This is a genomic window from Streptomyces sp. NPDC101110 (genome assembly GCF_044759525.1).
Lineage (GTDB): Bacteria > Actinomycetota > Actinomycetes > Streptomycetales > Streptomycetaceae > Streptomyces.
On sequence record NZ_JBIVZM010000015.1, the window covers coordinates 236,096 to 261,377 of the forward strand.

A 25,282-nucleotide genomic window follows, 5' to 3' on the forward strand; every position below is an offset into this window, starting at 1 on the left:
CCCACGCGATCGACATCACCCGGATAGGTGAACATCCCCGCGCCCGCCACCCGCACCGCGCTTCCTTGCCGCCGCCCCCGTCGGCCCCGTACAAGATCAGCGACCCGAAGTTACTCCCCGGTACCCACCGGACCCACGAAACGGGGGCCCCATGCACAAGGTCATGACCAGGACCCGCCCGAACACGACCTCCACCACACCCGGCCGCACAGCACCCCGTCCGCCTCTGAGCGGCGAGCCCGGCACTCCGGGCAGCACGGCGGGCGCGCCCCCGCGTTCTCCCGGTGGCGGCCGTGCACGGCCTCCTGCTGCGGGCGGGCGGCCGCCCGCCTCCGTCCGTGCCAGGGCGTCCCGTACCCGCCCGGCGGACACCCGCCCGCCCTCCCTCCCGGCGACCCGCACAGCGCCGCGCCGGACCACGCAGGCACCCGGCTCCCCGGCCCGCCCGGACGCCTCCACCACGGCCATCCCACGCGTCCCGGCCCACCCGGACGCCTCCACCACGGCCATCCCCCGCGTCCCGGCCCACCCGGACGCCTCCACCACGGCCACCCCCCGCGTCCCGGCCCAGGAGCCCAGCCCCGCGCCGATCCGCCGGCCCCTGCCCACCGACGTCTTCGCCGACCTCCTCGTGGCCGTCCTGAGCGGCCACCGCCCCGTGCACTCGATGCTCCGCCACACCCGCGGCCGCGCCTACGACGAGCTGGCCTGGCTGGCCGAACGCGGCCCCTTGCGCACCCGCGGGGCCCGCCCCGTCGTCCGCGACATCGGCTGGTGCGAACCCCGGCCGGGCGCCATCGAGGCCTTCGCCCGCATCGGCGCCGGCGACCGGCTGCGGGCCATGGCCTTCCGCCTGGAACTGGGCCAGGACCTCCGCTGGCGCTGCACGGCGGTCGAACTCGGCGGCCCCCGCCCGCCCCGCCAGGAGACCGACTGAGGCCGATCGAGACCGGACCCGCCCGGAGTCCGATGAGGTCTGTCCAGACCGGGCTCGTCCGGTGCGCGGCTGAGCCTGACGAGACCGGACCGTCCAGAATCCGACTCATGCCGGTCGAGACCGGGCCCGTCCGAATCCGACTGGACCTGTCCGGGCCCCGCCCATGACGAAGGGCCGGACACCCGCAGGTGTCCGGCCCTCCTGCCGCTACGCGGCAACCGTCACTTCTTGCGGCGACCCCGGCCCCGCGCCTGCTTGCGCCGCTCGGCACGCGTCAGACCGTCGGCCTCGGAGCGCACCGGCTCGCCGTCCTCGGTGAAGTCGCCCTCGATGGTGCCGCCCTCACCGTCGACCGTCGGCGCGGAGAAGTGGAGGTTGCGCCGCTGCGGGACGTCGAGCCCCTTGGCGCGGATCTCCGGGCGGGAACCCGCCTGCGCCGGCACCGCGTCCTGCTTCTCCAGGTCGGCCACCGGCTTGGTGTCCTCGACCGGGACCTCCTCGACCTGCTGCTCGACCTGGACCTCCAGGTTGAACAGGTAGCCGACGGACTCCTCCTTGATGCCCTCCATCATCGCGGTGAACATGTCGAAGCCCTCGCGCTGGTACTCGACCAGCGGGTCCTTCTGGGCCATGGCACGCAGGCCGATGCCCTCCTGGAGGTAGTCCATCTCGTAGAGGTGCTCGCGCCACTTGCGGTCCAGGACCGACAGCACGACCCGGCGCTCCAGCTCCCGCATGATCTCGGAGCCGAGCTGGTCCTCACGCGCCTGGTACTGATCGTGGATGTCGTCCTTGATGGAGTCGCCGATGAACTCGGCGGTCAGCCCGGCACGGTCGCCGGCCGCCTCCTCCAGCTCCTCGATCGAGACGTTGCACGGGTAGAGCTGCTTGAAGGCGCCCCACAGCCGGTCGAGGTCCCAGTCCTCGGGGAAGCCCTCGGCGGTCTCGGCCTGGACGTAGGCGTCGATGGTGTCGTCCATGAAGTGCTGCACCTGCTCGTGCAGGTCCTCGCCCTCCAGGACGCGGCGCCGCTCGCCGTAGATGACCTCGCGCTGGCGGTTGAGGACCTCGTCGTACTTCAGGACGTTCTTACGCGTCTCGAAGTTCTGCTGCTCGACCTGCGACTGGGCGGAGGCGATCGCGCGGGTGACCATCTTGTTCTCGATCGGCACGTCGTCCGGGACGTTCGCCATCGACATCACGCGCTCGACCATCTGGGCCTTGAACAGGCGCATCAGGTCATCGCCGAGGGAGAGGTAGAAGCGGGACTCGCCCGGGTCTCCCTGACGGCCGGAACGACCGCGCAGCTGGTTGTCGATGCGCCGCGACTCGTGCCGCTCGGTGCCGAGCACGTAGAGCCCGCCGAGCTTCTCGACCTCGTCCTTCTCGTTCTTGACGGCCTTCTCGGCACGCTCGAGCGCCTCGGGCAGGGCGTGCGCCCACTCCTCGATGTGCTCCTCGGGGTCGAGGCCGCGCTGGCGCAGCTCCGCCTCTGCGAGGTCCTCGGGGTTGCCGCCGAGCTTGATGTCCGTACCACGGCCGGCCATGTTCGTGGCCACCGTGACGGCGCCCTTGCGGCCGGCCTGGGCGACGATCGTCGCCTCCCGGTCGTGCTGCTTGGCGTTCAGCACCTCGTGCTGGATGCCGCGCTTGCTGAGCTGCTGGGAGAGGTACTCGGACTTCTCGACGGAGGTCGTGCCGACGAGGATCGGCTGGCCCTTGCGGTGCTTGTCCTCGATGTCGTCGACGACCGCCTCGAACTTGGCGACCTCGGTCCGGTAGATCAGGTCCGACTGGTCCTTGCGGACCATCGGCCGGTTGGTCGGGATCGGCACCACGCCGAGCTTGTAGATCTGGTGGAACTCGGCGGCCTCGGTCATGGCCGTACCGGTCATGCCGCAGAGGCCGGGCTGTTCCTTGCCGTTGTGGTCGTGGCGCTTGTAGAGGCGGAAGAAGTTCTGCAGCGTGATCGTGGCGAGCGTCTGGTTCTCGTCCTTGATCGGCACCGCTTCCTTGGCCTCGATGGCCTGGTGCATGCCCTCGTTGTAACGGCGGCCCGCGAGGATACGTCCGGTGTGCTCGTCGACGATCATGACCTCGTCGTCGATGATGACGTAGTCCTTGTCCTTCTTGAAGAGCTCCTTGGCCTTGATGGCGTTGTTCAGGTAGCCCACCAGCGGGGTGTTCACCGACTCGTAGAGGTTGTCGATGCCCAGCCAGTCCTCGACCTTGGCGACACCGGACTCGTGGATGGCGACCGTGCGCTTCTTCTCGTCGACGTCGTAGTCGCCGGTCTCCTCGATGCCCTTGAGCGGCTGACCGGCCTCGCCGCGCTTGAGGCGCTTGACCAGCTTGGCGAAGTCTCCGTACCACTTGGTGGCCTGGTCGGCCGGGCCGGAGATGATCAGCGGCGTACGGGCCTCGTCGATGAGGATGGAGTCGACCTCGTCGACGATGGCGAAGTTGTGGCCGCGCTGGACGAGCTCGTCCTGGGACCACGCCATGTTGTCGCGCAGGTAGTCGAAGCCGAACTCGTTGTTCGTGCCGTAGGTGATGTCGCAGGCGTACTGCTCGCGGCGCTGAGCCGGCGTCATGTTGGCGAGGATGCAGCCGACCTCGAGCCCCAGGAACCGGTGGACGCGGCCCATCATCTCGGAGTCGCGCTCGGCCAGGTAGTCGTTGACCGTGATGATGTGGACGCCCTTGCCGGACAGCGCGTTCAGGTACGCCGGCAGCGTGCCGACGAGGGTCTTGCCCTCACCGGTCTTCATCTCGGCCACGTAGCCCATGTGCAGGGCCGCGCCACCCATCATCTGCACGTCGTAGTGACGCTGGCCGAGGACGCGCTTGGCGGCCTCCCGGACGGTGGCGAACGCCTCGGGCAGCAGGTCGTCCAGGGTCTCGCCGTCGGCGTAGCGCTGCTTGTACTCATCGGTGAGGGCGCGCAGCTCGGCGTCGGAGAGGTCGACGAAGTCCTCTTCGATGGAGTTGACCTGGTCCGCGATGCGGTGCAGCTTGCGCAGGATCTTGCCTTCGCCTGCACGCATGATCTTCGAGAGGACGGACACGGGGGTTGGTCTCCTTGCCGGTCGGGCCTGGGACGGTCGGTTACCACTTGACTTACTGAGCAACGGCCATCGTATGCGAGGACCCCGCCGCGCCGGGAGGGCCTGCCGCGACGGCGACCGTCCGCTGCTTCAAATCTGATTCACGTCTGCTTCAAAGGGGACAACGTGCGGCGCCCCCGGATAGTGCCGCACCTCCGAATCGAATTGCACAAAGCGTGACCACCCCCTCACGAGACGCAAACAGATGGCTCCGGGGCCCGCCGCCCAGCAGAATCGGCCGATGGACCCCGTCACCCTCATCACGGACCGCCTCGTGCTGCGCCCGGTGGGCGCGCAGGACACCGACGCGGTGTACGACGCCTGCCAGGACCCAGACATCCAGCGCTGGACCACGATCCCCTCCCCCTACCTGCGCGAGCACGCCAGGAGCTTCACGGAGCAACTCGCCCCCGACGGCTGGGCGGACGGCTCCATGTTCACCTTCGGCGTCTTCCTGCACTCCGGAGAGCTGGCGGGCATGCTCAGCATCACGATGCGCGCCCTGGGCATGGGCGAGATCGGCTTCTGGGCCGCGAAGCAGCACCGCGCCAACGGCTACGTCACCGAGGCCGCCCTCTCGGCCTGCCGGTGGGCCTTCACGCACGCCGCGATCGACCGCGTCGAATGGCGGGCGACCGTGGGCAACCGGGCGTCCCGCGCGGTGGCGGAGCGAGCGGGCTTCACGATCGAGGGCACGCTGCGCTCCGCGACCAACAACAAGGGAGTCCGCCAGGACACCTGGGTGGGATCCCTCCTCCCCTCGGACCTGGGCCTGCCGTCGACAGCCCCGTACCTGCCGGCCCGCTGACCGGCTCGGCCGCCCGGCAGACCCGCAGGTCACACCGCACTGTCAGTCCCGCGCCCTACTCTGCGACCATGACCACCCCGCGCCCCACCGCAGAACTCTCCGCAGACGAGGCCCGCAGGATCGCGCTCCGCGCCCAGGGCCTCCTCGGCGCTCCCGACCGGCGCTCCGGCGTTCGCGGAGTCCTCCGCCACCTGGGCGCGATACAGCTCGACACCATCTCGGTCCTGGCCCGCTCCCACGAACTCGTCCCGTACGCCCGCCTGGGCGCGGTGGGCCGCAGGACGGTGGAGGAGGCCTACTGGCGGGACACGCACTCCTTCGAGTACTGGTCGCACGCCGCGTGCATCCTGCCCATCGAGGAGTGGCCCCACTTCGCCTTCCGCCGCCGCGCCTACCGCAACCGCCCGCACTGGGGCCACGAACTGCCCGACGGCACCTACGACCAGGTCGTCAAGCAGCTCCGCTCCGAGGGCCCCCTCACGGCCACGGAACTGGGCGGCGCGAAGAAGACGAGCGACTGGTGGGACTGGTCCGGCTCCAAGGTCGCCGTCGAACGCGCCCTGATGTACGGCGAGGTGGTCTGCGTGGAGCGCCGCGGCTGGAAGCGCGTCTACGACCTCGCCGAGCGCGCCGTCCCGCGGGAGCTGCTGCACGACGAACTGGACGACACCGAGTGCCTGCGCCGCCTGGTGGGCCTGGCGGGCCGCTCCCTCGGAGTCGGTACGCGTGCGGACATCGCCGACTACCACCGCCTCAAGGGTGAGCAGGTCGACGCGGTGATCGCCGATTCGGGCCTGCTCCCGGTCCAGGTGGAGGGCTGGGGCAAGCCGGCCTGGGCCGACCCCGCGGCACTTCGGACACCCCCGCGCGGCCGCCACCGCACCACGCTCCTGTCACCCTTCGACTCCCTGATCTGGGAGCGGTCGCGCACGGAGCGGATCTTCGGCTTCACCCACCGCCTGGAGGCCTACGTCCCCAAACAGAAGCGCGTCCACGGGTACTTCGCGATGCCGGTGCTGGCCGGCGGGCGTCTCGTCGGCCGCGTGGACCCTGCCCGTGAGGGCCGCACGCTGGTGGCCAAGCAGGCCACGCTCGACGGTCCGAAGGCGGTCCCGGCCGTCGCCCAGGCCCTGGCCGAGGCGGCGACCTGGGTGGACTGCACGGACGTCCGCGTCGAGCGGGTCGACTCGCCGGACCTGCGCGAGCCCCTCGCCAGGGAAATCGCCCGCCTGCTCGACTGAGACCCCGCCTAGCGGATCTCGAGGATCTTTTCCCGCATCGCGTACACCACCGCTTCCATCCTGGAGTGCAGTTGCAGTTTCTCCAGGATGTTGCGGACGTGGTTCTTCACGGTGTTCTCGGAGATGAACAACTCCTTGGCGATGTCCCGGTTGTTCATTCCCGTGGCGACGAGCTTGAGCACTTCCAGTTCACGGTCGGTCAGGCGCGGCGCGGGCACCAGCCGCCGTTCGTCCGTGCGCTGGATCATCGACTTGAACTCCGTGAGGAGCTTCGACGCCATGGACGGACTGATCTGGGACTGCCCGTCGGCGACCGCGCGGATGGCGGTGGCGACCTCGTCCGTGGAGATCTCCTTGAGGAGATAGCCGGTCGCGCCCGCCTTGATGGCGTCGTACAGATCGGCTTCCTCGTCGCTGATCGTCAGCATGATGATCTTGGCGCTGGGTGCCACCTCCTTGATGGAGGTGCACGCCTCGATCCCGCCCCGCTTGGGCATCCGCACGTCCATCAGAACGATGTCGGGCAGCAGGTCGGCGGCCTTCTCCACGGCCTCGGCGCCGTCGCCCGCCTCCCCGACCACCTGGATGTCCTCCTCGGCGGCGAGCACGATCTCCAGGCCACGACGGAACAAGGCGTGATCGTCCACCACGAGGACTCTGATCGGTTCCTTGCGTGGAGTCCCCGAGTCCGGGCCCATGCCGACGACGCCGTCGTGGGCATCCTCGTCACGCATCGGTCCGAAGCTGTCCGCCATCGTTCCTCCCCCTGAAGGCTGTGGCCTGAGGTCCTGAGCCATCGCCAACCCAGAGCAACGACCCACCGGTTGGGCCGCGGCCACCATGATTTCATGCCCGCACGGCGCCGGGGTGCCGGAGCGGGGCGCGAAGTGGTCGCACGGGGGTGCCCCTGGGGGCGCACACGCGCTCCAGGGGCACCTGTTCCGCTGTCACCCGGCATGGTCAGCCGCCGAGCGCACCGCCCGCGTCGGGGGAGTGCGCCTGTGTGACCATCGTGTCCGTGCTGAGGTGGATCACGCCGTAGTCGTAGGCGTGCCGTCGGTAGACGACACTCGGTTCCTTGGTCTCGGAGTCGACGAACAGATAGAAGTCGTGCCCGACCAGCTCCATCTCGTAGAGAGCCTGGTCGAGGGTCATGGGGGCTGCGACGTGTGTCTTCTCGCGGACGACGATGGGACCGTCACCCTGCACTTCCAGCGAGCCGATCTTCTTCGTCGGTACTGCCTCTGGCTCCTCCTGGGAGGAGGGCACCAGCCCGTTGCCGTTGAGCGTCGCCACGCCCGGAACGTGGTCGGCGACCTCTGCGGCCGGGATCCGGCGCGCACCACGGCGCGAATACCGCTTGTCGTGCTGCCTGCGCAGCCGGGCCTCCAGCTTTTCCGCCGCCAGGTCGAGCGCCGCGTACGGATCGCTCGCTGCTGCCTCCGCCCGGATCACCGGGCCGCGGGAGCGGAGCGTGATCTCCACTCGGTCACAGCGGTCGGCCTGCCGGGGGTTGGGCTCCTTGGACACCTCGACGTCGAGGCTGATCACCTTGCCATCGAGCTTCTGGATCTTCTCCAGCTTCAGCTTCTCGGCCACGTGCTTCCGGAACCGCTCGGGCACCTCGGTCTTGCGGCCCTTGACGACGATGTCCACGCAGAACTCCGTTCCCGGATCGCTCCGCCTCGATGCGGAGCGCCTCCCTTTTGCACCAGGCTCCGGTGAGTCCCGGAACCTCGGACTCGCGGTGACTTCCACCTCCTCCCCCGAGAGCGAGATCTCCACTCCACCGTCGCGAGTGATGGAAAAACCCGCTGTACGGCATTCGGATTGAAGAGGTGTGGCCTGCGGCTTTCCCTCTCAACCGAACATATCTCGCCCGGCCGGATGTCGTCACCCTCTACTGCGGCGTACCTCCGTTCAGGTGAAAAGGCCCTCTCGTTACCTGCAACGACACAAGATCTCAATCAGTTCCGGTTTATTTCGAAAGAGTCCGGTGAGGCCGCGACAACCGCCGCGCACACCACGTCGACGACTCCGTCGACGTCGACCGCACCCGCATTCACCTGCCGGGCGGGCCGCCGGCCCGTCCTCTCTCGCCTTGATCCGACGTTCTGTTCCTCTCTGCTTTCCCACGTCTCTCCCCCGTACACGGCCGAAGTCCATGCATCGTTCCAAATCGGCCCCGTCGCCTCCGCGGACAGCCGCGGCCCGTGCGAGGTCGCCCGCACGGCTCGGGCGGCCTCCGCCAGGGACGCCCCCGTGGTCATCACGTCGTCGACGAGGACGACCGGCCGACCGCGGAGCAGCCGCGCCCCTCCGGGCGCCACCGCCAGCGCGCCCGCGAGATTGGCCAGTCGCTGCCGGGAGTTGAGCCCCGCCTGGTCGGACACGGCCCGTCGCTGGCGCAGCACGCCGGCCACCCGGGCCGCGAGCCCCCGCCGCCGCAACTCACCCGCCGCCGCCAGCGCGATCCGCCGCGCCGGATCATGTCCCCTGGCCCGCACGGCCCGCCGCCCGGACGGCACCGGCACGAGCAGCACGGGAACCCTGCCGCCCCGGGGCCGCGCCGCCGCGGCCCCCGCCGTGGACGAGGCGTCCCGGAGCCCCGCGTGCACGGCTCCCGCCAGAGCCGCCCCGAGCGGTCCTGCGAGCGCCAGGGCACCCCGCTCCTTGTGAGCCAGCAGCGTCGCCCGGACCTCGTCCGCGTACCGCGCAGCCGCGTGCACCCGAGGCAGCCCGGGCGGCTCCGGCACGGGCCGCACCCGATGCGCCGTCCTCCCGCCCAGCACCGCACGGCAGCGCGCGCACAGCACCGTACGGGGCGCCCCGCAGCCTCCGCACTCGCCCGGCAGCACCAGGTCGCTGAGGTCCTGCCACCACCTCCGCATGTCCACCACTGTGCCGCCCCGGCCCGGACCCGGCCACCCCTGTGGACAACCGCCTGTGGACAACCAGCCGCCCCGCCACCAGCGCATCCCCCACACGGGCGACGCCCTCAGGGCCCGGCCTCGCAGGAGCGGCCGCCCGCACCCGGCACACCCCGGCCGTACCTGCCGCAGGGCGCACCTGCCGCCAAGGGCGACGGCGCCTCACCCCGGATAGACCGGCGCCGTCCCCTCCGTCACCTTCTGCCACTGCTCGCCCGACGGCAGGCGGACGATGCCGTCCACCGAGTACGCCACCAGCGGCAGCTGGTCGTCCTCGGCGGCGGTGACCTCCTTGACCCCGGTCAGTGCCGCGGGGGCCGGCACGTCCGGCGTGGAGCCGTCGACCTGGACGTACCGCATCTGCTCCACCCCGCCGTGCTCGCGCCCGACCACCACGAGCCGGCTGTCCCCGGCCCACGACATGGTGGTGACCTCCTCCAACTCCGGCGTCGCGGAGCGCAGTTCGACGACCCTGACGGTCGGCTCCGCACCCGGCTTCTCGTCCCGCTCGATCAGCCCGACGAGCAGGGTCTTCTTGCCGCCCTTCTCCACGACCAGCGCGATCCGCACCCCGTCGGCGGCCACCCGCACGGACTGGATCCGTCCGTCCAGGTGCGGCATGCGCACCTGGACCGGGTCGCCCTTGCCCTCCTGGAAGAGGAGCAGCCGGGGGTCGTCGGGATCGCGGTCGGCCACCCACAGACCGTCGTCCGCGTCCCAGCTGGGCGTCGTCAGCCGGTCCTTCTCGGCCCGGCCCTGGCTGCGCAGCACCGGTTCGCCCAGCGAACCGCCGGAGACCAGTGAGCCCACGTACAGCGACTTGCCGTCGAGGCTGACGCCCGCCGCGGTGTGCTCGTCACGCGAGACCGCCGCCGACCGCAGCGCCGTCTCCCCGTCACCGAGCGCCCCGGGCGCCGGGTCCGGCTTCGTTCCGCTGCTGCCCGCGGGGATCCGGACGAGCCGGTGCTTGCCGTCCACGAAGTACAGGTAGTCGGGGTGGCGCGCCGAACTCCTGGCCGCCGCCGTGTCGGCCCCCGCCTGCGTGAGCGAACACAGCTCCGAACCGTCGGCCCGCAGCCCCACCTCGTCCACGGCCGGGCTGAGGTTGCGCAGCGTGAACAGGATCTGGGCGGCCATCTCCCGGCACCGGTTCGCGCCGATGCCGGCGGCCTTGTCGTTGAGCGGGACCGTCAGCCGGTTCCGGTCGTCCGGCGTCAGCGCTCCGGCGTCCTTTGCCAGCGCCGTACCGCTGGGGAAGCTCGACCTGACCACCGGTCCGAGCCACCGCGTGGGCCCCTTGAGCAGGGAACTCACCATCTGCGTCATGGGCTCCACGCGTCGGCGCACGTACACGGGGTCGGCGACCGCGGTGGGCTGGGCCTTCGACCCGGCCGCGGCGGTGTTCGAAGCGAAGTAGTACTTGCTGACCGACATGTAGTTGCGCTGGAAGTCCGACTCGCCCATGACGACGCCCTGCGGCAGCGCGTCGATCCGCCACTGCCGCTTGGCGTCCTGGGTCAGGTGCACGCTCCTGCCGTACGCCCCGGTCGCCGGCGCGTACGCCTGCTGGGCGTCGACGGTGGCGACCTTGGTACCGGTCAGCATGTACGAGATCTCGCCGGTGTCCTCGCCACCGGCGCCCGCCTCGGGCTTGGCGCCCGGCCCGTCGGTCAGGACCGTGGCGGACACCTCGGGCCGCCACGTCTTCGCGGCCTCGCCGGTGAGGTACTGACGCGCGGTCTTGTAGTGCGGGTCGTCGCTGGTGAGCGCCTCGAGAAAGCCCTGCACGATCTCCGAGGGCGGCGCGTCCTCCCCCGGCGGCACGGCGAACACCCGCACCTGGGTCTCCTGGCGCGGTGTGGACTCCACGCCGCGCAGATCCCCGCTGTCCGGCATCGAGGCACATCCCGCCAGCACCAGGACGCCACCGGCGGCGTACGCCATCACGCGCGCGGGCCTGCGCCGGCCGCGCCCCTCGCGGTCAGCGCCCACGAGATGCCTCCCCTTGCCTGTCCACGTTCCCCGGCCCGTTCCCACGGTTGCCGGGGCCCGCGGAACCGTCGTCCCCGTCCCGCGGGCCGTTCACCACCGGGTCCCGCCCGGTCCGGCCACCGGCACCCTCGTCGCGCCGGGCCCCCTCCCGGCCGTCGGCCGCCTCACCGGGGCCCGGCTCCTTCGCCCCGGCCGATTCGTCGGCCCGCCGCGTGCCCGAGGCGGGCCTGGGCACCACCCGCGAACCGTTGCCGGGCAGCGCCGTCGGGTCCGCCGTCGGAGCGACACGCGGCGGTATCGGGTCCCGCTTGGCCCCCTGCGGCACCGACCCGCTCACCGGCTGCGCCGGTACGGTTGCCCGCTTCTCGCCGTCCCCGCCGCACGGCAGACCGGCGTCGTCGAGCCCCCGGTTGCGCCGTGAGTCCTTGGGCTCCAGCGGTATCGGGGATCCGCGCAGCGGCTCGTCGGCGGTCCTGGGCAGCGTCAGCCGGAACTGGGATCCGCCGCCCGGCTCGCCCCACGCCTGCAGCCAGCCGCCGTGCAGCCGCGCGTCCTCCAGGGCGATGGACAGCCCCAGGCCCGTGCCCCCGGTGGTACGCGCGCGTGCCGGGTCCGCCCGCCAGAAGCGGCTGAACACGCGGGTCGCCTCGCCCGGCTTGAGCCCGACGCCGTAGTCCCGCACCGCCACGGCGACCGCACCGCCCGCCGCGGCCAGCCTGACGACGACGTCCTTGCCCTCGCCGTGCTCGACGGCGTTGACGACGAGGTTGCGCAGCACCCGCTCCACGCGCCGGGCATCGGCCTCGGCGACGACGGGCTGCTGGTCGCCCACGATCCGGATCTGCGTGCCCTTGCGCTCCGCGAGCGGCTCGGCCCCGCTGACCACCCGCCGTACGACGTTCCTGAGGTCTGTCGGCTCCGCCTCCAGCGCCGCGGCGCCTGCGTCGAAACGGCTGATCTCCAGCAGGTCCGCGAGCAGCGACTCGAACCGGTCCAGCTGGTCGGCGAGCAACTCCGCCGATCGCGCGGTCACCGGGTCGAAGTCCACACGCGCCTCGTGGATGACGTCAGCGGCCATCCGTACGGTCGTCAGCGGCGTACGCAGCTCGTGCGACACGTCGGAGACGAACCGGCGCTGCATCCGCGACAGGTCCTCCAGCTGGCTGATCTTCAACTGGAGGTTCTGCGCCATCTTGTTGAAGGCCTCACCGAGTCGCGCGATGTCGTCCTCGCCGGTGACCTTCATGCGTTCCTGGAGCCGCCCGGCCGACAGCCGCTCGGCGATCCCCGCCGCCATCCGCACCGGCGTGACGACCTGCCGCACGACGAGCCACGCGATGGCCCCGAGCAGCACGACGACGAACAGCCCGGCCGTCGCCAGCGTGCCCTTGACCAGGCTCAGCGACTTCTCCTCCTGGGTGAGCGGGAAGAGGTAGTACAGCTGGTAGGGGTTGCCGTTGGGGTCGTTGACCTGCTTGCCGATGACGAGGCCCGGCTGGGAGTCCTGGGTAGTGTTGTTGTAGACGATGCGCGTGTAGCTCTGCGCGGCCGTCGTGCTGCTGCCGATCCGCTCCCGCAGATCGGCGGGCACGCTCTTGCTCCAGTTCACCTCACCCGAGGCACGCGGTCCGCGCCCGCCGGTGCCGTCGGTGTCCGAGGCCGGGAGCGTTACCACGTCGAAAGCGCCCTGGCCGCCGCTGGACAGCGACGAGACGAGGTCGCTCATCCACTGGATGACGTTCTGCGCGGGCCTGCCGTCCGCAGTGGCGACATCGTCGCCCGTGCCGCTCGCCGCCTCGTCGGCCCGCTGCTTGGCCACCGCGAAACCGCCTGTGGCCTGGCTCTGCGAGGCCTTCACCTTGGCGTCCAGCAGGCCGTTGCGCACCTGCCCGATGACGACGAAGCCCAGCAGCAGCACCACGCCCAGCGACATCAGCAGGGTCGTGGCGACGACCTTGAGCTGGATGTTGCGCCGCCACAGCCGCATGACGGGCAGCAGCGGCCGGCGCACCCACCGCATGAACAGGCGGATGACCGGGCTGCCCTGCACTCCGCCCTGGAGCAGCAGCCCGCTCTCCAGGAACCGCCCCCAGCGGGAGCCGGACCTCTTCCGCCCGACAGGCCGCTCCGGGCGGGCCCCGGACCGGCCGGGCGCCGAAGCGGCACTGTCGCCGGTCATGTCAGCTCGGCCCTGCCTTGTATCCGACACCGCGGACGGTCACCACGATCTCCGGCTTTTCCGGGTCCTTCTCGACCTTGGAGCGCAGCCGCTGCACATGGACGTTGACCAGCCGCGTGTCCGCCGCGTGCCGGTAGCCCCAGACCTGCTCCAGCAGCACCTCGCGCGTGAACACCTGCCACGGCTTGCGCGCGAGCGCGACCAGCAGGTCGAATTCCAGCGGCGTCAGCGCGATCGACTGCCCGTCCCGCTTCACGGAGTGCCCCGCCACGTCGATAACCAGGTCACCGATGGCGAGCTGCTCCGGAGCGGGCTCCTCCGACCTCCTGAGCCGCGCCCGGATCCGGGCCACCAGCTCCTTCGGCTTGAACGGCTTCACGATGTAGTCGTCGGCGCCCGACTCCAGACCCACGACCACGTCGACGGTGTCGCTCTTCGCCGTCAGCATCACGATCGGCACACCCGACTCCGCCCTGATCAGACGGCACACCTCGATGCCGTCCCGGCCGGGCAGCATCAGATCGAGCAGCACCAGATCGGGCTTGGCCTCACGGAACGCGGCCAGCGCCTTGTCACCGTCAGCCACGAACGACGGCTCGAAACCCTCACCACGCAGCACAATGCCGAGCATCTCGGCCAGTGCGGTGTCGTCGTCGACGACCAGGACTCGTCCCTTCATAAACGACATCATCCCATTCTCATAACGGCAGCGAAGGTGGTGGTGAGGCAGGTCACTGACCAGTGACGATAGTCGTACTGAGCCGTAACTGTCTGCCCCTGTCCGCCGCTGTTGATGTCAGCAGCGGATGTCAGGCCAGTTGGTGGTTGCTGGGCAACAGAATGGCCCGGCGTCCATACGCCGGGCCTGGCATCGCTGCCATACAGTGATCAGCAAGCCACCAACGGGACATCTTGGGAGATCTTCCCCGAGTCTCGGGCCATGAGCATGTCGGCCAAGGTCGAGTCCTCCGTCAGTCCAGCATCGCTGAGTGACGACCAATCTCCATCTGAGCGCTTGAGGGCATACCCAAAGGGCATCTCGATGATCGGCTTGCCTCCGCCGAGCCACTCGTCCGCGAAGCTAGTGACGAGCGAGGCGACCTCGCCCGGGAGGAGCTGCTCCGACAGCCAACGAACGGTGTCACTCGGCACCGCGCAAATGAACAAGCGCTCCCCGGTGGCCAGCTTCGGACCAGCCATGATTTGCGCCCTCTGACCGGCGTCCTTCAGAACACCAGTGAGGCGCATCCCGGCTTCAAAACGATCAAACTCGTACTCATCGTTCGCAAAGCGCACAATGCACGCCTCATCGCTGCCCGGCACGACAACGTACATCTGGCGGTGGACGACCACCTGCGCGCCCTCAGGTGCACCCCCGAAGGCCACAATGTCCTTCAGATCGTCACGAATCTCCTGGTAGGAGTCACGCCCGCCAATCAGCTCGGGAAGCTGAGGGCTCGTGATGCCCCACCCGTACTGGCCGTAGTCAGTCAGCAAGACGTGGACGACCTGATCAGCCATTGCCTACCGCCCTCCTGGCTTCCGGCAGGGTCAATCCTGCCTGGTTAACCAACACGTTACGGACTTCGATCGGGGAAAGCTCCCGCTTGTGGAACGCCCAGCGGATGCGAGGTCTTCCTTCCGCCTCCAACCAGGTATGACTTCCCTTGCCGCTGTCGGCTACCTCTCGGTAGCCCAGTCCTTCCAAGATCCGACGCAACTTATTGGCCGTCATCGCTGGAAAGCCAGGGACTGGACTCAACGAAACCTCCGCTCCGGCGCGAGCTACTGACAGCGTACCCACCTGACGGGGGCTGTCGTAGGCCAAGGCCGGCGGAGCTAAGACCCAGCCATGCGCCACTGCGCAAGCCAGGCAGCACGAGCTTGGAAGATCGCGCAACCGGATGCGGTCTGAACTCGTGACGGCGGGGGCGACAGCTTCCGCAAGCGGTACGGCGAGATGGACATCCTGCTCGTCGACGACATCAAGTTCCTCGCGGACAAGGAGTCGACGCATGAGGAGTTCTTCCACACCTTCAACACGCTCCACCGTCATGCACGAGGACGGCAAGATCCACTATCTGATGGCCGAACGTCGCTCCATCTGCAACCAGGTCACGGAGCTGACCAACCGCATCAAGAACAAGGGCGAGCTGCACAAGATCTAGGCGTTCAGCAACCACAGGGGGTTGTGGCGGACGGGGCCCCTTGCCAGCTATTACCTGAAAACGCCGTAGCCGACGAGGGTGGCGGTGGGGCCTCGCCTGTCCTTATAAGACGTCTCGCTCACGGCGGCAGAAGCTCAACCTCGTGACCCTGCGCCTGAGGGCTCTACCCCGCGCCCGTGGGGGGGTGCCCTTGATCGGCCTCACCCCCGAAAGGCACCTACTGTCAGTGCCGTGCGTCAAACTAGACCCGCGGCCGACAGGGCCTCCACCGGAAACGGCGGCGGCCCCCTGGTCCTACGCAGGAGGCCGCCAACACCGTCAGGAACATCAACCAGGGGAGGCTGAGATTCCCAGCAAAAGGAAGTGTAGGCGCCGGGTCGGACATCGACCGACAGCAAAGATCACCCAGACGTCGCGAGAGCGCGGCCCAAGGCACGTCCACCTCGCGGAGCGGTCCGCCCGGCGGCACTTCCGCCGACTCCTTCACTCTGCCGGCGACGAGCTGGTGCGCATCGCAGTCAAGGCGAGCGTGAGTGGGATCGGAGTGCTCGCGTTGTACTGGTGGAATCACCACCACTGAGCCGTGTCAAGGAGTGTGCCGACCGGCCTGCTAACGGCACACTCCGCACTGCCTGAGTAACCCACTACAACCCCAGCTCCCATCCCGTACGCCGTCGACCCACACACCGTGGAGCAGGCGTGGTTCATGGCGTCCAGGTGGAGCGCGCCACTGTACGAACGACCTGGACGCCATGGGCCGCGTCTGCTCGGCTCTGCCTGGGTCGATGGCGTACGGGATGGGAGCCTCCCGCGCACGCCACTACGGACCCGCAGTCGGGGACGGCGCCCCCTCCATCCCGGTGCCGGCCGATCCCCCGCCGGAGGCACTGTTCTAACCGCGGACGTTAAGTGCGGTGTTCGACGCATGGCTACCGGCCCTATCCACGCGTGGGCGCGCGTCGGCGCAGCCCGCCGGAGCGGGCCGAAGGCAGGAGCGGCGGCGGAGCGGAGCCGGGAAGCGCGCCCGGCGGAGCGGAGCGCAGCCGGGTGCCTTGATGAAGTAGGGAAAGTTCTACCGCGCGTGGTGATCGCGGAGACGGCATTCACTTACGACTTTCGTACCTGGTCGCTACGCTTGCTCCCGTCGCAGTCACTCAAGCTTCAGGGAGCGTGCTCACCGGATGGGACCGAAGTCGGAGCGGGTCTACCGCACGATCCGCGAGTGGATCTCGACGGGGAAGTACCTGCCTGGCTCCAAGATTCCATCAGAGCGAACCCTGTCCGATGAGCTGGGCATCGGCCGCACGGCTCTCCGCCAGGTACTGGCCAAGCTCGTTGCTGAAGGCGCCATCGAAGTCCATGGTCGCAGCTCCTATCGCGTGCCGGATCGGTCTGTGACTACTCAGGCTCCGGGGGACGTCGAACCGTGGCAGATCCATGGCGAGCGGACCCTGTACGACAACCGTTGGGTGAAGCTGAGCCTCGTCGACGTTGAGCCGCCGGGAGTCGACCGCTTCGAGCACCACGTAGTGAAGCTGCACCACGTCGCCATCGCGGCCGTCATCGACGACCAGGACCGCGTCCTCATGATGTGGCGCTATCGCTTCGTGCCTCAGTCGTTCGGCTGGGAGCTCCCGGGAGGCATCGTCGACGCGGGGGAGGACCCCTTGCAGACGGCGTTGCGTGAGGTCGAGGAAGAGACTGGCTGGAGGCCGGATTCCCTCGAGCACGTGGTCACGTATCAGCCCATGGTGGGCATGGTTGACTCGCCGCACGACATCTTCGTGGGCACGGGCGCCAAGCTCGTAGGTGAGCCGACGGATCTGGAAGAGGCCGGGCACATCGCGTGGGTGCCGCTCTCCGACATTCCTGGTCTCATGGCCCGAGGTGAACTCATGGGATCGGGCACGCTGGTTGCCCTGCTGCACGTCTTGTCCTCGCGGTCCGCCGGCACTTCTCCTACAACCGCTGCGTGAGCTGCTCGACTCTCCGTCGATGCCGCACTGATCCCGTACGGCTGGCTATCAAGCGGGCCTGGCGTAGGTGCTCGTGCGCCTGGTCGTGCTCGCCACGAGCCATGTGCGCCTGGGCTAGGTCGCAGCGCAGTCCGGCGGATGCCCGTATGAAGGTTGGGTCTGCCGTGTCGAGTGCTGTGTAGAGGCTCCCCACTGCCTCGTCGTCACCTATCAGGGCGAGAGCGCTTCCGCGCCAACGAGTGAGGTGCCCTTCGTTCAGGAAGATGCTCAACATGTCCGGGTCGCGGGCCGCATCTCCTGGAGGCAGGCTGCGTGCGGCCCGATCGAGTGCCCGTTGGCAGTCCTCCGGCAGTCCTGCGCGAGCGCAGATCTCGGCTTCGGCCGCGTGGAGCCAAGCCGTTAGCCGCGGGGACATGGCTGATCCTCCGAGTCGCTGAGCATCCCGTATCAGTTGGACGGCCATGGATGCTCGCCCCGCATCACAGAGCACGTACGCCTGCTCGGCTGTGGCGTGCGCGAGGTACATCGGCTCTTCGGCTTCCTTGGCGGCCCGCTTCCCCAGCTCGTAGTGGCGCCAGGCTCGTTCGACCGCACCCACATCTAGTGCCTGCCATGCGGCCAGCGTCGCCGCTCCGGCCAGTGCTCGCGCGACCGGGCGTCGGGTTTCGGGAAGGACCGCGAAGGTCAGGGCCTCTTCCAGCCTCGTCAGGTGAGCCGTCATCTCGTCGACCAGCCCGGCCGCGCCCATCTGCCGGTCCATGGTCCTGAGCAACTCCGTCTGATCCATGAACGTGTCGACCATGGTCAGGCTGAGGCTGCGGGCCGCATCGATCCGGCCCATCAATTCGTCGTATCCATCTGCGGCGACTGGCTGGCCCGACTCCGCCGGCACTCCGGTCAGTTCGGCGTCTGTAACGCCGAGCAGCGCGCGAAGGATCTTCGCGTAGCGGGCCGAGATCTGGCGTCGGCCGTTCTCCCACTCGGAGACGTACACGCGCAAGCTGGCCGTTGATGCGACATCCAACAGGTGCTGGCGGGCGTGTCGTTCGATCTCTCGAACCAGCCGCTCTTGCGACCACTCCCGTACGTTCCTCGCCGCCCTGAGTCCGTTCGTCACGTCACGCCATCCTGCTCGGGTTCCGGGGACCTAATAGCAGCATGCCTCACATCTCCGCAGGTCGGCAGGGGTTAACGGGTCAGCTGTTAACCCCTGTTGGCTACCGAGGCGTTGGCAGAAACGGTTCCCTAGAACCATCGCAGCAAGGCGAGTTGAGAAGCCGAAGCAGCGACAGCGCTTGACATCTGGTGCGCACCAGATGCAACCTACTGGTGCGCACCAGTTGGGGCGCGATCTCGCAGCTTTGCTGCACTCATCTGTCAACGCACGAGAGCGGCGACCCACCGCCAAGCAAGTACGCCGCTCCCGGCCCCTCTCAAGGGAGTTCCATCATGCGTCAGATCCCCGTCGAGACGTCCGGCGCCACCGTGATGGTCGCCAAGGCCCCGCAGCCCAAGGTCCGTGACCGTAGGACCGGCGAGATCGCTATCGACGCCGACGGCGTCAAGCTGATGACCGTGGACGTGATGTTCGCGGCGAACGACGAAGTCGAGATCCTTTCCATCACCGTCCCGGAGCCCGGTATCTCCAGCGACCTGGCGATGGGCACCCCGGTCGCGCTGACGGGCTTGATTGCCCGGCCGTGGGAGAACGAGTTCAACGGCCAGAAGCGCCACGGCATCGCCTTCCGCGCGGTCGCGGTCACCTCGCTGGCCGCCACCGGTTCGGCATCCGAGGCGGCCTGATCATGACCTGGTTCATGGTCGCTGTGGTTGTGGTCGTCGCCGCTGCGGGTCTCCTGCGGTGGCGGCGCCCCGCCTGGTACTGGCTGACCTTCGGCGTCCTCCTCGCCACGGTGCGGGTCCTGGTCCGCTACGCCTCGGTCATGGATGCCTGCGGCCTGACGGTCCCTCCCTCGCGCTGGCGGCTGGCTCTGGCCCGGGTGGCCAACCGTCCGGTGCCGGAGTCCCGTGTGCCGCGCATCCTGCGGTTACGGCCGACCCGGACCGGCCTGGTCCTGCGTCTCAAGCTCCGTCCCGGTCAGGACGCCTTCGACGTGTCGGCGGCCACGGACCGGCTGCGCCACTCCTTCGGGATGTACGGCGTGACCTCCCGCGAAGTCCGCTCCGGCGTCGTTGAGGTGCGGATGACCGGATACGACGTGCTCAAGCAGGTCCAGATGCCCGCCAAGACCGACACGCGCCCGATGCGGGTTCCGGTCGCGCTGCGGGAAGACGGCTCGGTGCACTACCGCGACTACCGCGCCGTCCCCCACGGCCTGACTCTCGGGGCCACGGAGTCCGGCAAGTCCGTCTACCAGCGCAACCTGGTCGCCGGGCTCGCCCCGCAGCACGTCGCCCTGGTCGGCATCGACTGCAAGCAAGGCGTCGAGCTGTTCCCGCTGGCCCGTAGGTTCTCCGCTCTGGCCGACAACCCGGACTCCGCCCTGGAACTGCTGGAAGCCCTGGTGTCTCACATGGGGGAGGTCTACCAACTGATCCGGGCTGAGCAGCGCATCAGTGTCGCGGTGCCGGATGCGGAGATAGCTGCCGACATCTGGGACCTGCCCGACGACATCCGCCCGGTGCCGGTCGTGGTCCTGGTCGACGAGGTCGCCGAACTCGCCCTGTTCGCCAGCAGGGAGGAGGAGAAGCGCCGCGATCGAATCATCACCGCGCTGGTCCGTCTCGCCCAGCTCGGCCGTGCGGCCGGCATCTATCTGGAGATCTGTGGGCAGCGCTTCGGTTCCGAACTCGGCAAGGGCATCACCATGCTCCGTGCCCAGCTCACCGGCCGCACCGCCCACCGCGTCAACGACGAAACGAGCGCCAACATGGCCTTCGGCGACATCTCCCCGGACGCCGTCCTGGCCGCCATCCAGATCCCCGCCGAGACACGCGGCATCGCGATCGCCGGTGACTCCACCGGTGGCTGGCACCGCATCCGCGCCCCGCACACCTCGCTGCGCCAGGCCGTGAACCTCTGCAACAAGTACGCCGACCGCACCCCCGACGTTCCCGCCCTGGCCGCCTACCGGCCCGCGGCTGGCCCGTTGCCCTCGGCCCGGGTGCCGCTGTCCAAGACAGCCCCCGCCACCGCCTGACCCTCCCCCTCTCCACGGTCGGCGTGACCACTTCGCGCCAGGTCCCTACCCCTCCCATGCCTCACGACAGGAAGGAACTGTGATGGCCCGCCCTGCTCTCCGCGTCGACGCCGTCCTGGTCCAGGCCGCCATCGCCGGGGCGCTGTCCTTCGCCCACCTCCACGACCTGGCCGCCGCTGCCGGACAGGACGGCTGGAAAGCCTGGGCCTACCCGATCAGCGTCGACCTGCTCCTGGTCGCCTCCTGACGGCGGCTCCGCAACGACGGGCCGTCCCGGCTGGCCTGGTGCTGGTTCGTCATCGCCCTGGTCGCCTCGCTCGGCGCCAACGTCGCCACCGCCGGACTCCTCAACCTGACCGACGTCCCGGCATGGCTGCGCATCCTCATCGCCGCCTGGCCAGCCCTGGCCTTCATGGGCGGCACCCTCCTCGCCCACTCCGCCACAGACCCGGTGCCGGAACCGCCGGCACCCACAGCCCCGGCCACCGAACCGCACCCCGAGCCGGTCACCGAGACCGAACCAGAAAGTGAGCCCGAGCTGGTCCCGGCGGTCGACGACACTCCGGCCCTTCCGGCCGCTGAGCCTGCGCCGGTCGCTGCTGCTCCGGCTGTGCCGGTCCCGGCCGCGCTGGTCGACCACGCCCGCAAGGTCGCCGACGACCACCACGCCCGCACCGGCTCGCCGATCGACACCGACACCCTGCGCGCCCGGCTCGGCGTCCCGCCCCAGCTGGCCGACGCCATCGCCGCCCAACTCGCCTGACCCGAAGGGAGACACCGTCATGCCCGCTCGTGACCACTTCCACTCCGTGATGCGGATCGGCCCGGTGCAGATCGGCACCCACCGCGACCGCCACGGCCAGACCAAGTACGCCGCCGTGTGCACCGCTAACCGCTGCGGCTGGTCCTCCGACTACTCCAGCCAGTCCGCCGCCCAACTCGCCGCCCGCACCCACCGCTGCCGCGTCCGCTAGGAGGCCCTCCGCCATGGAAGTACCGCTCTGGCTCGCGCTCCTCGTCGTCGGCTACCTCGGCGTCAAGCTCATCCGCCCGCCCGCCTGGCTCATCGCCGTCCTGCTGCTCGGCGGCTTCCTCCTCGCCGACAGCGTCCTGGCCCCCGCGATCGACACCGTCGTCAAGTAGCCGAAGGAGACCGCTGATGTTCCGTCCGAAGATCCCGACCATGCCCACACCGACCGGCCACGTCACACCGCCCGCCGTGGTCGAGCCGACCACCATCGCCCCGGCCGCTCAGGTCTCGCAGCCCGCCCCGGTGGCCCCGGCCCCCGCGCTCTCTCGGCCGACGGTGCAGCTCACCCCCGGCACCGCGCTTGCCCTCGTCGGCGGCGGTACCGCCGTGGTCCTGGTCGTCGGCGCCGTCCTGATCTCCATGCTCTTGGCGGTCGCCATCACCGGCGCCTCGGTCGCCGTCTGCGCCGTCGTCCTGCGCTCGCTGCTCGCCTCGGAGAGGAAGCGACGCTGACCGGCCCCCCGGGCGGCTCCGATACCGCCAAGCATCCGCCGCCCGGGCGCCGTCCCTGTCCGATCCACTGAACCGGAAGGAACCCCCAGCATGCCGCACCCCACCACCACTCCGACGCCCCGCATCTGCCCGAACTGCGACGGCTTCGCCACCGCCGCCATCACCACCGGCAACCGTGACCAGCACGGCCACCGGCAGACGCTCATCATCGACTGCCGCGCCTGCCACGGCCAGGGCACCATCCCCGCCCGCCGCGTCCGGGAGGCTGCGCGTGCCTGACCTGCTCGACCCGACCACCCTCGGCGACCTGCTGAGGGTGGCTTCGGCCTCTGACTACGACCGCTGGCACGAGCAGATCCGCCGCACCGGCGGCTGCGCCGACCCCATCCACCTCACCGGCTGGACCCTGCACAAGGACAAGACCACCGGCGAAACCCTCCACCACTACTCCACCGCCAACGAGCCGGGCGGCCGCCTCCGCGTCGCCTGCGGCAACCGCCGCGCCTCCCGCTGCCCGTCCTGCGCCTGGACCTACGCCGGGGACACCTACCACCTCATCCGCGCGGGACTCGCCGGAGACGACAGGCGCGACATCCCCGTCACCGTCCGCGACCACCCGCGCGTCTTCGCCACCCTTACCGCCCCCTCCTTCGGCCCGGTCCACAACCGGCCCGACCGGGGCGTCTGCCGCTGCGGAACTCGTCACGGCGCAGAGGCCTCAGAACTGGGCACCGCCCTGGACCCGGCTACCTATGACTACGCGGGCGCGGTGCTGTTCAACAACCACGCCGGGCAGCTCTGGCAGCGCTTCACCAACCGGCTCCGCCGCGAGATCGCCGCCCGCGCCGGCATCACCCAGCGGGAGCTGAAGGAGTGTGCCCGCCTCTCCTACGGCAAGGTTGCCGAGTTCCAGAAGCGCGGGGCCCTGCACTTCCACGCTGTGATCCGCATCGACGGCCCCGACGGACCCGAGACCGCCCCGCCCTCCTGGGCCACTGTCGACCTCCTCGCCGACGCAATTCGAGCAGCTGCCGCGCACTCCTACACGTCGGTCTCCGTCCCGGCCGCCGAGGACCAGCCCGCGCGCACCTTCCGCTGGGGCACCCAGCTCGACGTCCGGCCCGTGAAGGCCTTCGGCGACGGCTCCGACATCACCGAACAGGCCGTCGCCTCCTACGTCGCCAAGTACGCCACCAAAGCCGCCGAGAACACCGGAACCCTCGACCGCCGCATCGGCGAACTCTCCGAACTCGACCGCCACCAAGTCCCCGACCACACCCGCCGCCTCATCCAGGCCTGCAAGCAGCTCGACCCGCTCTACCCGGAACGGCGCCTGTGGGCCTGGGCACACATGCTCGGCTTCCGCGGCCACTTCTCCTCCAAGTCGCGCCGCTACTCCACCACCCTCGGCACCCTGCGCCAGGCACGCGCCGACTATCGCGCCGCCCAGGAACACGCCGCCCTCGGCCTGGACGACCGCGAGCCGGACACCGTCCTGGTGCTGGCCGACTGGCAGTACGCCGGACACGGCCACACCCCCGGCGAATCAGCGCTCGCGGCCACCATTGCCCGCGACCTCCAGCTCAACCGCGAAACCGCCCGCGAGGCCCTACGCGACCAACTCGCCCAGGAAGGAGCCGCAGCGTGACCACGTCTTCTGTCGAGTTGCTGACCGTGCCCGAAGTCATGGCACGGCTCAAATACGGCCGCTCCAAGGTCTACGACCTCATCCGCACGAATCGCCTTCGCTCGATCACTGAGGGGCGTTGCCGACGGATTCCGGAGAGCGCGGTTGCGGAGTACATCCGAGCGCGGTTGGAGGAGGCCGCATAATGCCTCGACGCAAGCGCAACCCGAACGGCTCGGGCACGGTCACAAAGCGCGCTGACGGTCGCTATCAGGCTGCCGTGTACGTCCCACAGCCGGACGGGACTGTAAAGCGCAAGTACGCGTACGGGCGGACCTACGACGAGTGCGACAGCAAGCGCCGTGAGTTGATCGACCGTGCCAACGGCGGCATCCCGACCCCGACCCGTGACATGACCTTGGGGCAGTGGTTCGACTACTGGCTTGAGGTCATCGTCAAGCCGAACCTGGCGCACAACAGCTACCGAACCTACGAGGCGGCCGTACGGCTCCACCTCCGTCCCCGGCTGGGTTCCAAGGTCATGGTCAAGTTGGGCGTGAAGGAGCTTCGCGGGGTCATCCAGCGCCTTGCTGAGGACGAAGGGGCCAAGACCGCCAAGCGGGTGCTCCGGGCGCTCTCAGCGGCTCTCACGGCCGCGATGGTCGAAGACATCGGGGTGACTCGGAACGTGGCCAAGCTCGTCCACGTGCGAGCCACCACGGACAGCGGCAAGAGCTGGGATGCCGTGAGCGTGCTGCGCTTCCTGGCCACTGCCCGGCGCCGCACCCCGTACTACCCGGCATTCCTGGTGGTGTGCCTTCTCGGCCTGCGGCGTGCCGAGGTGTGCGGGCTTCGCTGGAAAGACATCGATCTGGACAACCGGATCATCCTGGTCGAGAAACAGCGACAGCGAACCAGCGCCGGCACGGTCGACGTGGATCTCAAAACCGAGACCTCGAAGGCTGCTCTGCCCCTGCCCGCTCAGTGCATCGCCCCGTTGCGCTGGGCCCGTATGCGCACAGCCTGGCTGCGGGAACGAGCGATCAGCAGGGGACGTCCTTGGTTCGATGATCCCGACGGGCATGTGTTCGTCACGCGCACCGGACGTCCGCTTCAGGCGGCGCACTTCTACCTGGTCATGCAGCGGATCATCGAGGCGGAGGGGCTCGACAAGATGAACCCCAAGGGCCTCCGCAAGTCCTGCGGAACGCTCCTGGTCCACCTGCGAGTGCATCCGAGGATCGTCAAGGCTGTTCTTCGGCACAGCCGGATTGCAACCACCATGGACATCTACGCTGAGGCCCTGGACCCGGATGTCATTGAGGCTGTCGCGCAGCTCGATCGCCTTCTTCGGCAGCCCGCCCGGATCCGTGAGCTGGAGGTGGCGCACTCGGTTTCAGAAGCCGCTTGATGTCACCGTTGGATGTCACGGCCCCCTCTTCCCGCGCATCGTCGCAGGTAGGGGGGCCGTTTCTGTTGATCAGGGTGAGAGCATCCCATTCTCATAACAGCGGCGAAGGCAGTGGTGAGGTAGGTCACCGGCCAGTGACCATAGTCGCAGCAAGCGCCACTGTCTGCCCTCGCCCGCCCCCAGATGATCCCCCCGGGGCGCCACGCGCCGGAATCCCGGGCCCGGAACCGGGTGAGGAGGGTGCCGGAGCCCACCTACGGCC

Annotated in this window: 23 protein-coding genes and 2 pseudogenes; 16 read left to right on the forward strand and 9 right to left on the reverse strand. The window is 69.5% G+C overall.

Going from position 1 to position 25,282, the window contains the following annotated elements:
* Window positions 1-151 precede the first annotated feature (151 nt).
* Entirely contained in the window at window positions 152-937 is a 786-nt protein-coding gene (locus ACIQU3_RS30840) for an Rv3235 family protein (protein WP_403928824.1), read from the forward strand.
* Between the two features lie 221 nt (window positions 938-1,158).
* Here the strand turns inward: ACIQU3_RS30840 and secA are convergent, their stop codons facing one another.
* Entirely contained in the window at window positions 1,159-4,005 is a 2,847-nt protein-coding gene (secA, locus tag ACIQU3_RS30845; protein ID WP_403727145.1) for a preprotein translocase subunit SecA, read from the reverse strand.
* A gap of 280 nt (window positions 4,006-4,285) precedes the next feature.
* Between secA and ACIQU3_RS30850 the strand changes: the two genes are divergently transcribed.
* On the forward strand, window positions 4,286-4,852 hold the full coding sequence (locus tag ACIQU3_RS30850; RefSeq protein WP_403928827.1) for a GNAT family N-acetyltransferase: 567 nt from the start codon (window positions 4,286-4,288) through the stop codon (window positions 4,850-4,852).
* 68 nt (window positions 4,853-4,920) lie between these two features.
* A complete protein-coding gene (locus ACIQU3_RS30855; RefSeq protein ID WP_403727149.1) occupies window positions 4,921-6,093 on the forward strand; it encodes a winged helix-turn-helix domain-containing protein in 1,173 nt (390 codons plus the stop codon).
* A gap of 8 nt (window positions 6,094-6,101) precedes the next feature.
* Here ACIQU3_RS30855 and ACIQU3_RS30860 read toward each other — a convergent pair whose 3' ends face one another.
* From ACIQU3_RS30860 to ACIQU3_RS30890, 7 genes are all read right to left on the reverse strand, one after another.
* Window positions 6,102-6,848: a response regulator gene (locus ACIQU3_RS30860; protein ID WP_391002962.1), complete on the reverse strand. Its 747-nt coding sequence runs from the start codon at window positions 6,846-6,848 to the stop codon at window positions 6,102-6,104.
* 205 nt (window positions 6,849-7,053) lie between these two features.
* Window positions 7,054-7,749, reverse strand: a complete 696-nt coding sequence (gene hpf / locus ACIQU3_RS30865; protein WP_403727152.1) for a ribosome hibernation-promoting factor, HPF/YfiA family — start codon at window positions 7,747-7,749, stop codon at window positions 7,054-7,056.
* Between the two features lie 311 nt (window positions 7,750-8,060).
* Entirely contained in the window at window positions 8,061-8,984 is a 924-nt protein-coding gene (locus ACIQU3_RS30870) for a ComF family protein (RefSeq protein ID WP_403727154.1), read from the reverse strand.
* A 201-nt stretch (window positions 8,985-9,185) separates the two neighbouring features.
* Window positions 9,186-11,015 (reverse strand): LpqB family beta-propeller domain-containing protein, encoded by a 1,830-nt coding sequence (locus tag ACIQU3_RS30875; protein WP_403928830.1) that lies wholly within the window; start codon window positions 11,013-11,015, stop codon window positions 9,186-9,188.
* Window positions 11,005-13,194 carry an MtrAB system histidine kinase MtrB gene (mtrB, locus tag ACIQU3_RS30880; protein WP_403727159.1) on the reverse strand — a complete coding sequence of 730 codons (2,190 nt, stop codon included), beginning with the start codon at window positions 13,192-13,194 and terminating at the stop codon, window positions 11,005-11,007. The genes ACIQU3_RS30875 and mtrB overlap by 11 nt, the downstream gene beginning before the upstream one ends.
* Before the next feature lies 1 nt (window position 13,195).
* Window positions 13,196-13,885, reverse strand: coding sequence for a two-component system response regulator MtrA (gene mtrA, locus ACIQU3_RS30885; RefSeq protein WP_009188938.1), 690 nt, complete (start codon window positions 13,883-13,885; stop codon window positions 13,196-13,198).
* A 197-nt stretch (window positions 13,886-14,082) separates the two neighbouring features.
* Window positions 14,083-14,715, reverse strand: a complete 633-nt coding sequence (locus ACIQU3_RS30890) for a hypothetical protein (RefSeq protein WP_403928833.1) — start codon at window positions 14,713-14,715, stop codon at window positions 14,083-14,085.
* A 397-nt stretch (window positions 14,716-15,112) separates the two neighbouring features.
* Between ACIQU3_RS30890 and ACIQU3_RS30895 the strand changes: the two are divergent.
* The 3 genes and pseudogenes from ACIQU3_RS30895 to ACIQU3_RS30905 all read left to right on the forward strand — a co-directional run.
* Window positions 15,113-15,244: pseudogene (locus ACIQU3_RS30895) on the forward strand (DnaA ATPase domain-containing protein); the annotation flags it as partial.
* Window positions 15,210-15,362, forward strand: coding sequence for a hypothetical protein (locus ACIQU3_RS30900; RefSeq protein ID WP_403928881.1), 153 nt, complete (start codon window positions 15,210-15,212; stop codon window positions 15,360-15,362). The pseudogene ACIQU3_RS30895 and the gene ACIQU3_RS30900, both read left to right, overlap by 35 nt.
* Before the next feature lie 1,181 nt (window positions 15,363-16,543).
* Window positions 16,544-17,338 carry an NUDIX domain-containing protein gene (locus ACIQU3_RS30905; RefSeq protein ID WP_358437317.1) on the forward strand — a complete coding sequence of 265 codons (795 nt, stop codon included), beginning with the start codon at window positions 16,544-16,546 and terminating at the stop codon, window positions 17,336-17,338.
* Here the strand turns inward: ACIQU3_RS30905 and ACIQU3_RS30910 are convergent.
* Window positions 17,322-18,455 carry an XRE family transcriptional regulator gene (locus ACIQU3_RS30910; protein WP_403928836.1) on the reverse strand — a complete coding sequence of 378 codons (1,134 nt, stop codon included), beginning with the start codon at window positions 18,453-18,455 and terminating at the stop codon, window positions 17,322-17,324. The two genes, ACIQU3_RS30905 and ACIQU3_RS30910, sit on opposite strands and share 17 nt — an antisense overlap.
* Before the next feature lie 332 nt (window positions 18,456-18,787).
* Here ACIQU3_RS30910 and ACIQU3_RS30915 point away from each other — a divergent pair, with 332 nt between their 5' ends.
* The 10 genes and pseudogenes from ACIQU3_RS30915 to ACIQU3_RS30960 all read left to right on the forward strand — a co-directional run bounded on the left by ACIQU3_RS30915 (window position 18,788) and on the right by ACIQU3_RS30960 (window position 25,020).
* Window positions 18,788-19,141 (forward strand): hypothetical protein, encoded by a 354-nt coding sequence (locus tag ACIQU3_RS30915; protein ID WP_030835946.1) that lies wholly within the window; start codon window positions 18,788-18,790, stop codon window positions 19,139-19,141.
* Window positions 19,142-19,143: 2 nt separating this feature from the next.
* The gene (locus ACIQU3_RS30920) at window positions 19,144-20,499 is read left to right on the forward strand and encodes an FtsK/SpoIIIE domain-containing protein (RefSeq protein WP_403928839.1); all 1,356 of its coding nucleotides are present in this window, start codon (window positions 19,144-19,146) and stop codon (window positions 20,497-20,499) included.
* 82 nt (window positions 20,500-20,581) lie between these two features.
* A pseudogene (locus tag ACIQU3_RS30925) lies at window positions 20,582-21,262 on the forward strand (DUF2637 domain-containing protein).
* A gap of 19 nt (window positions 21,263-21,281) precedes the next feature.
* Window positions 21,282-21,473: a mobile element transfer protein gene (locus ACIQU3_RS30930; RefSeq protein WP_403928841.1), complete on the forward strand. Its 192-nt coding sequence runs from the start codon at window positions 21,282-21,284 to the stop codon at window positions 21,471-21,473.
* Between the two features lie 13 nt (window positions 21,474-21,486).
* A complete protein-coding gene (locus tag ACIQU3_RS30935) occupies window positions 21,487-21,642 on the forward strand; it encodes a hypothetical protein (RefSeq protein ID WP_107057846.1) in 156 nt (51 codons plus the stop codon).
* A 16-nt stretch (window positions 21,643-21,658) separates the two neighbouring features.
* On the forward strand, window positions 21,659-21,982 hold the full coding sequence (locus tag ACIQU3_RS30940) for a SpdD-like protein (RefSeq protein ID WP_403928845.1): 324 nt from the start codon (window positions 21,659-21,661) through the stop codon (window positions 21,980-21,982).
* 90 nt (window positions 21,983-22,072) lie between these two features.
* Window positions 22,073-22,261 carry a hypothetical protein gene (locus ACIQU3_RS30945; protein WP_391294152.1) on the forward strand — a complete coding sequence of 63 codons (189 nt, stop codon included), beginning with the start codon at window positions 22,073-22,075 and terminating at the stop codon, window positions 22,259-22,261.
* A complete protein-coding gene (gene repSA / locus ACIQU3_RS30950) occupies window positions 22,254-23,630 on the forward strand; it encodes a replication initiator protein RepSA (RefSeq protein WP_403928848.1) in 1,377 nt (458 codons plus the stop codon). Before ACIQU3_RS30945 ends, repSA begins: the two co-directional genes overlap by 8 nt.
* Window positions 23,627-23,815, forward strand: coding sequence for a helix-turn-helix domain-containing protein (locus ACIQU3_RS30955; protein WP_403928851.1), 189 nt, complete (start codon window positions 23,627-23,629; stop codon window positions 23,813-23,815). Before repSA ends, ACIQU3_RS30955 begins: the two co-directional genes overlap by 4 nt.
* Window positions 23,815-25,020: a tyrosine-type recombinase/integrase gene (locus ACIQU3_RS30960; protein ID WP_403928854.1), complete on the forward strand. Its 1,206-nt coding sequence runs from the start codon at window positions 23,815-23,817 to the stop codon at window positions 25,018-25,020. Before ACIQU3_RS30955 ends, ACIQU3_RS30960 begins: the two co-directional genes overlap by 1 nt.
* The last annotated feature ends 262 nt before the right edge of the window (window positions 25,021-25,282 follow it).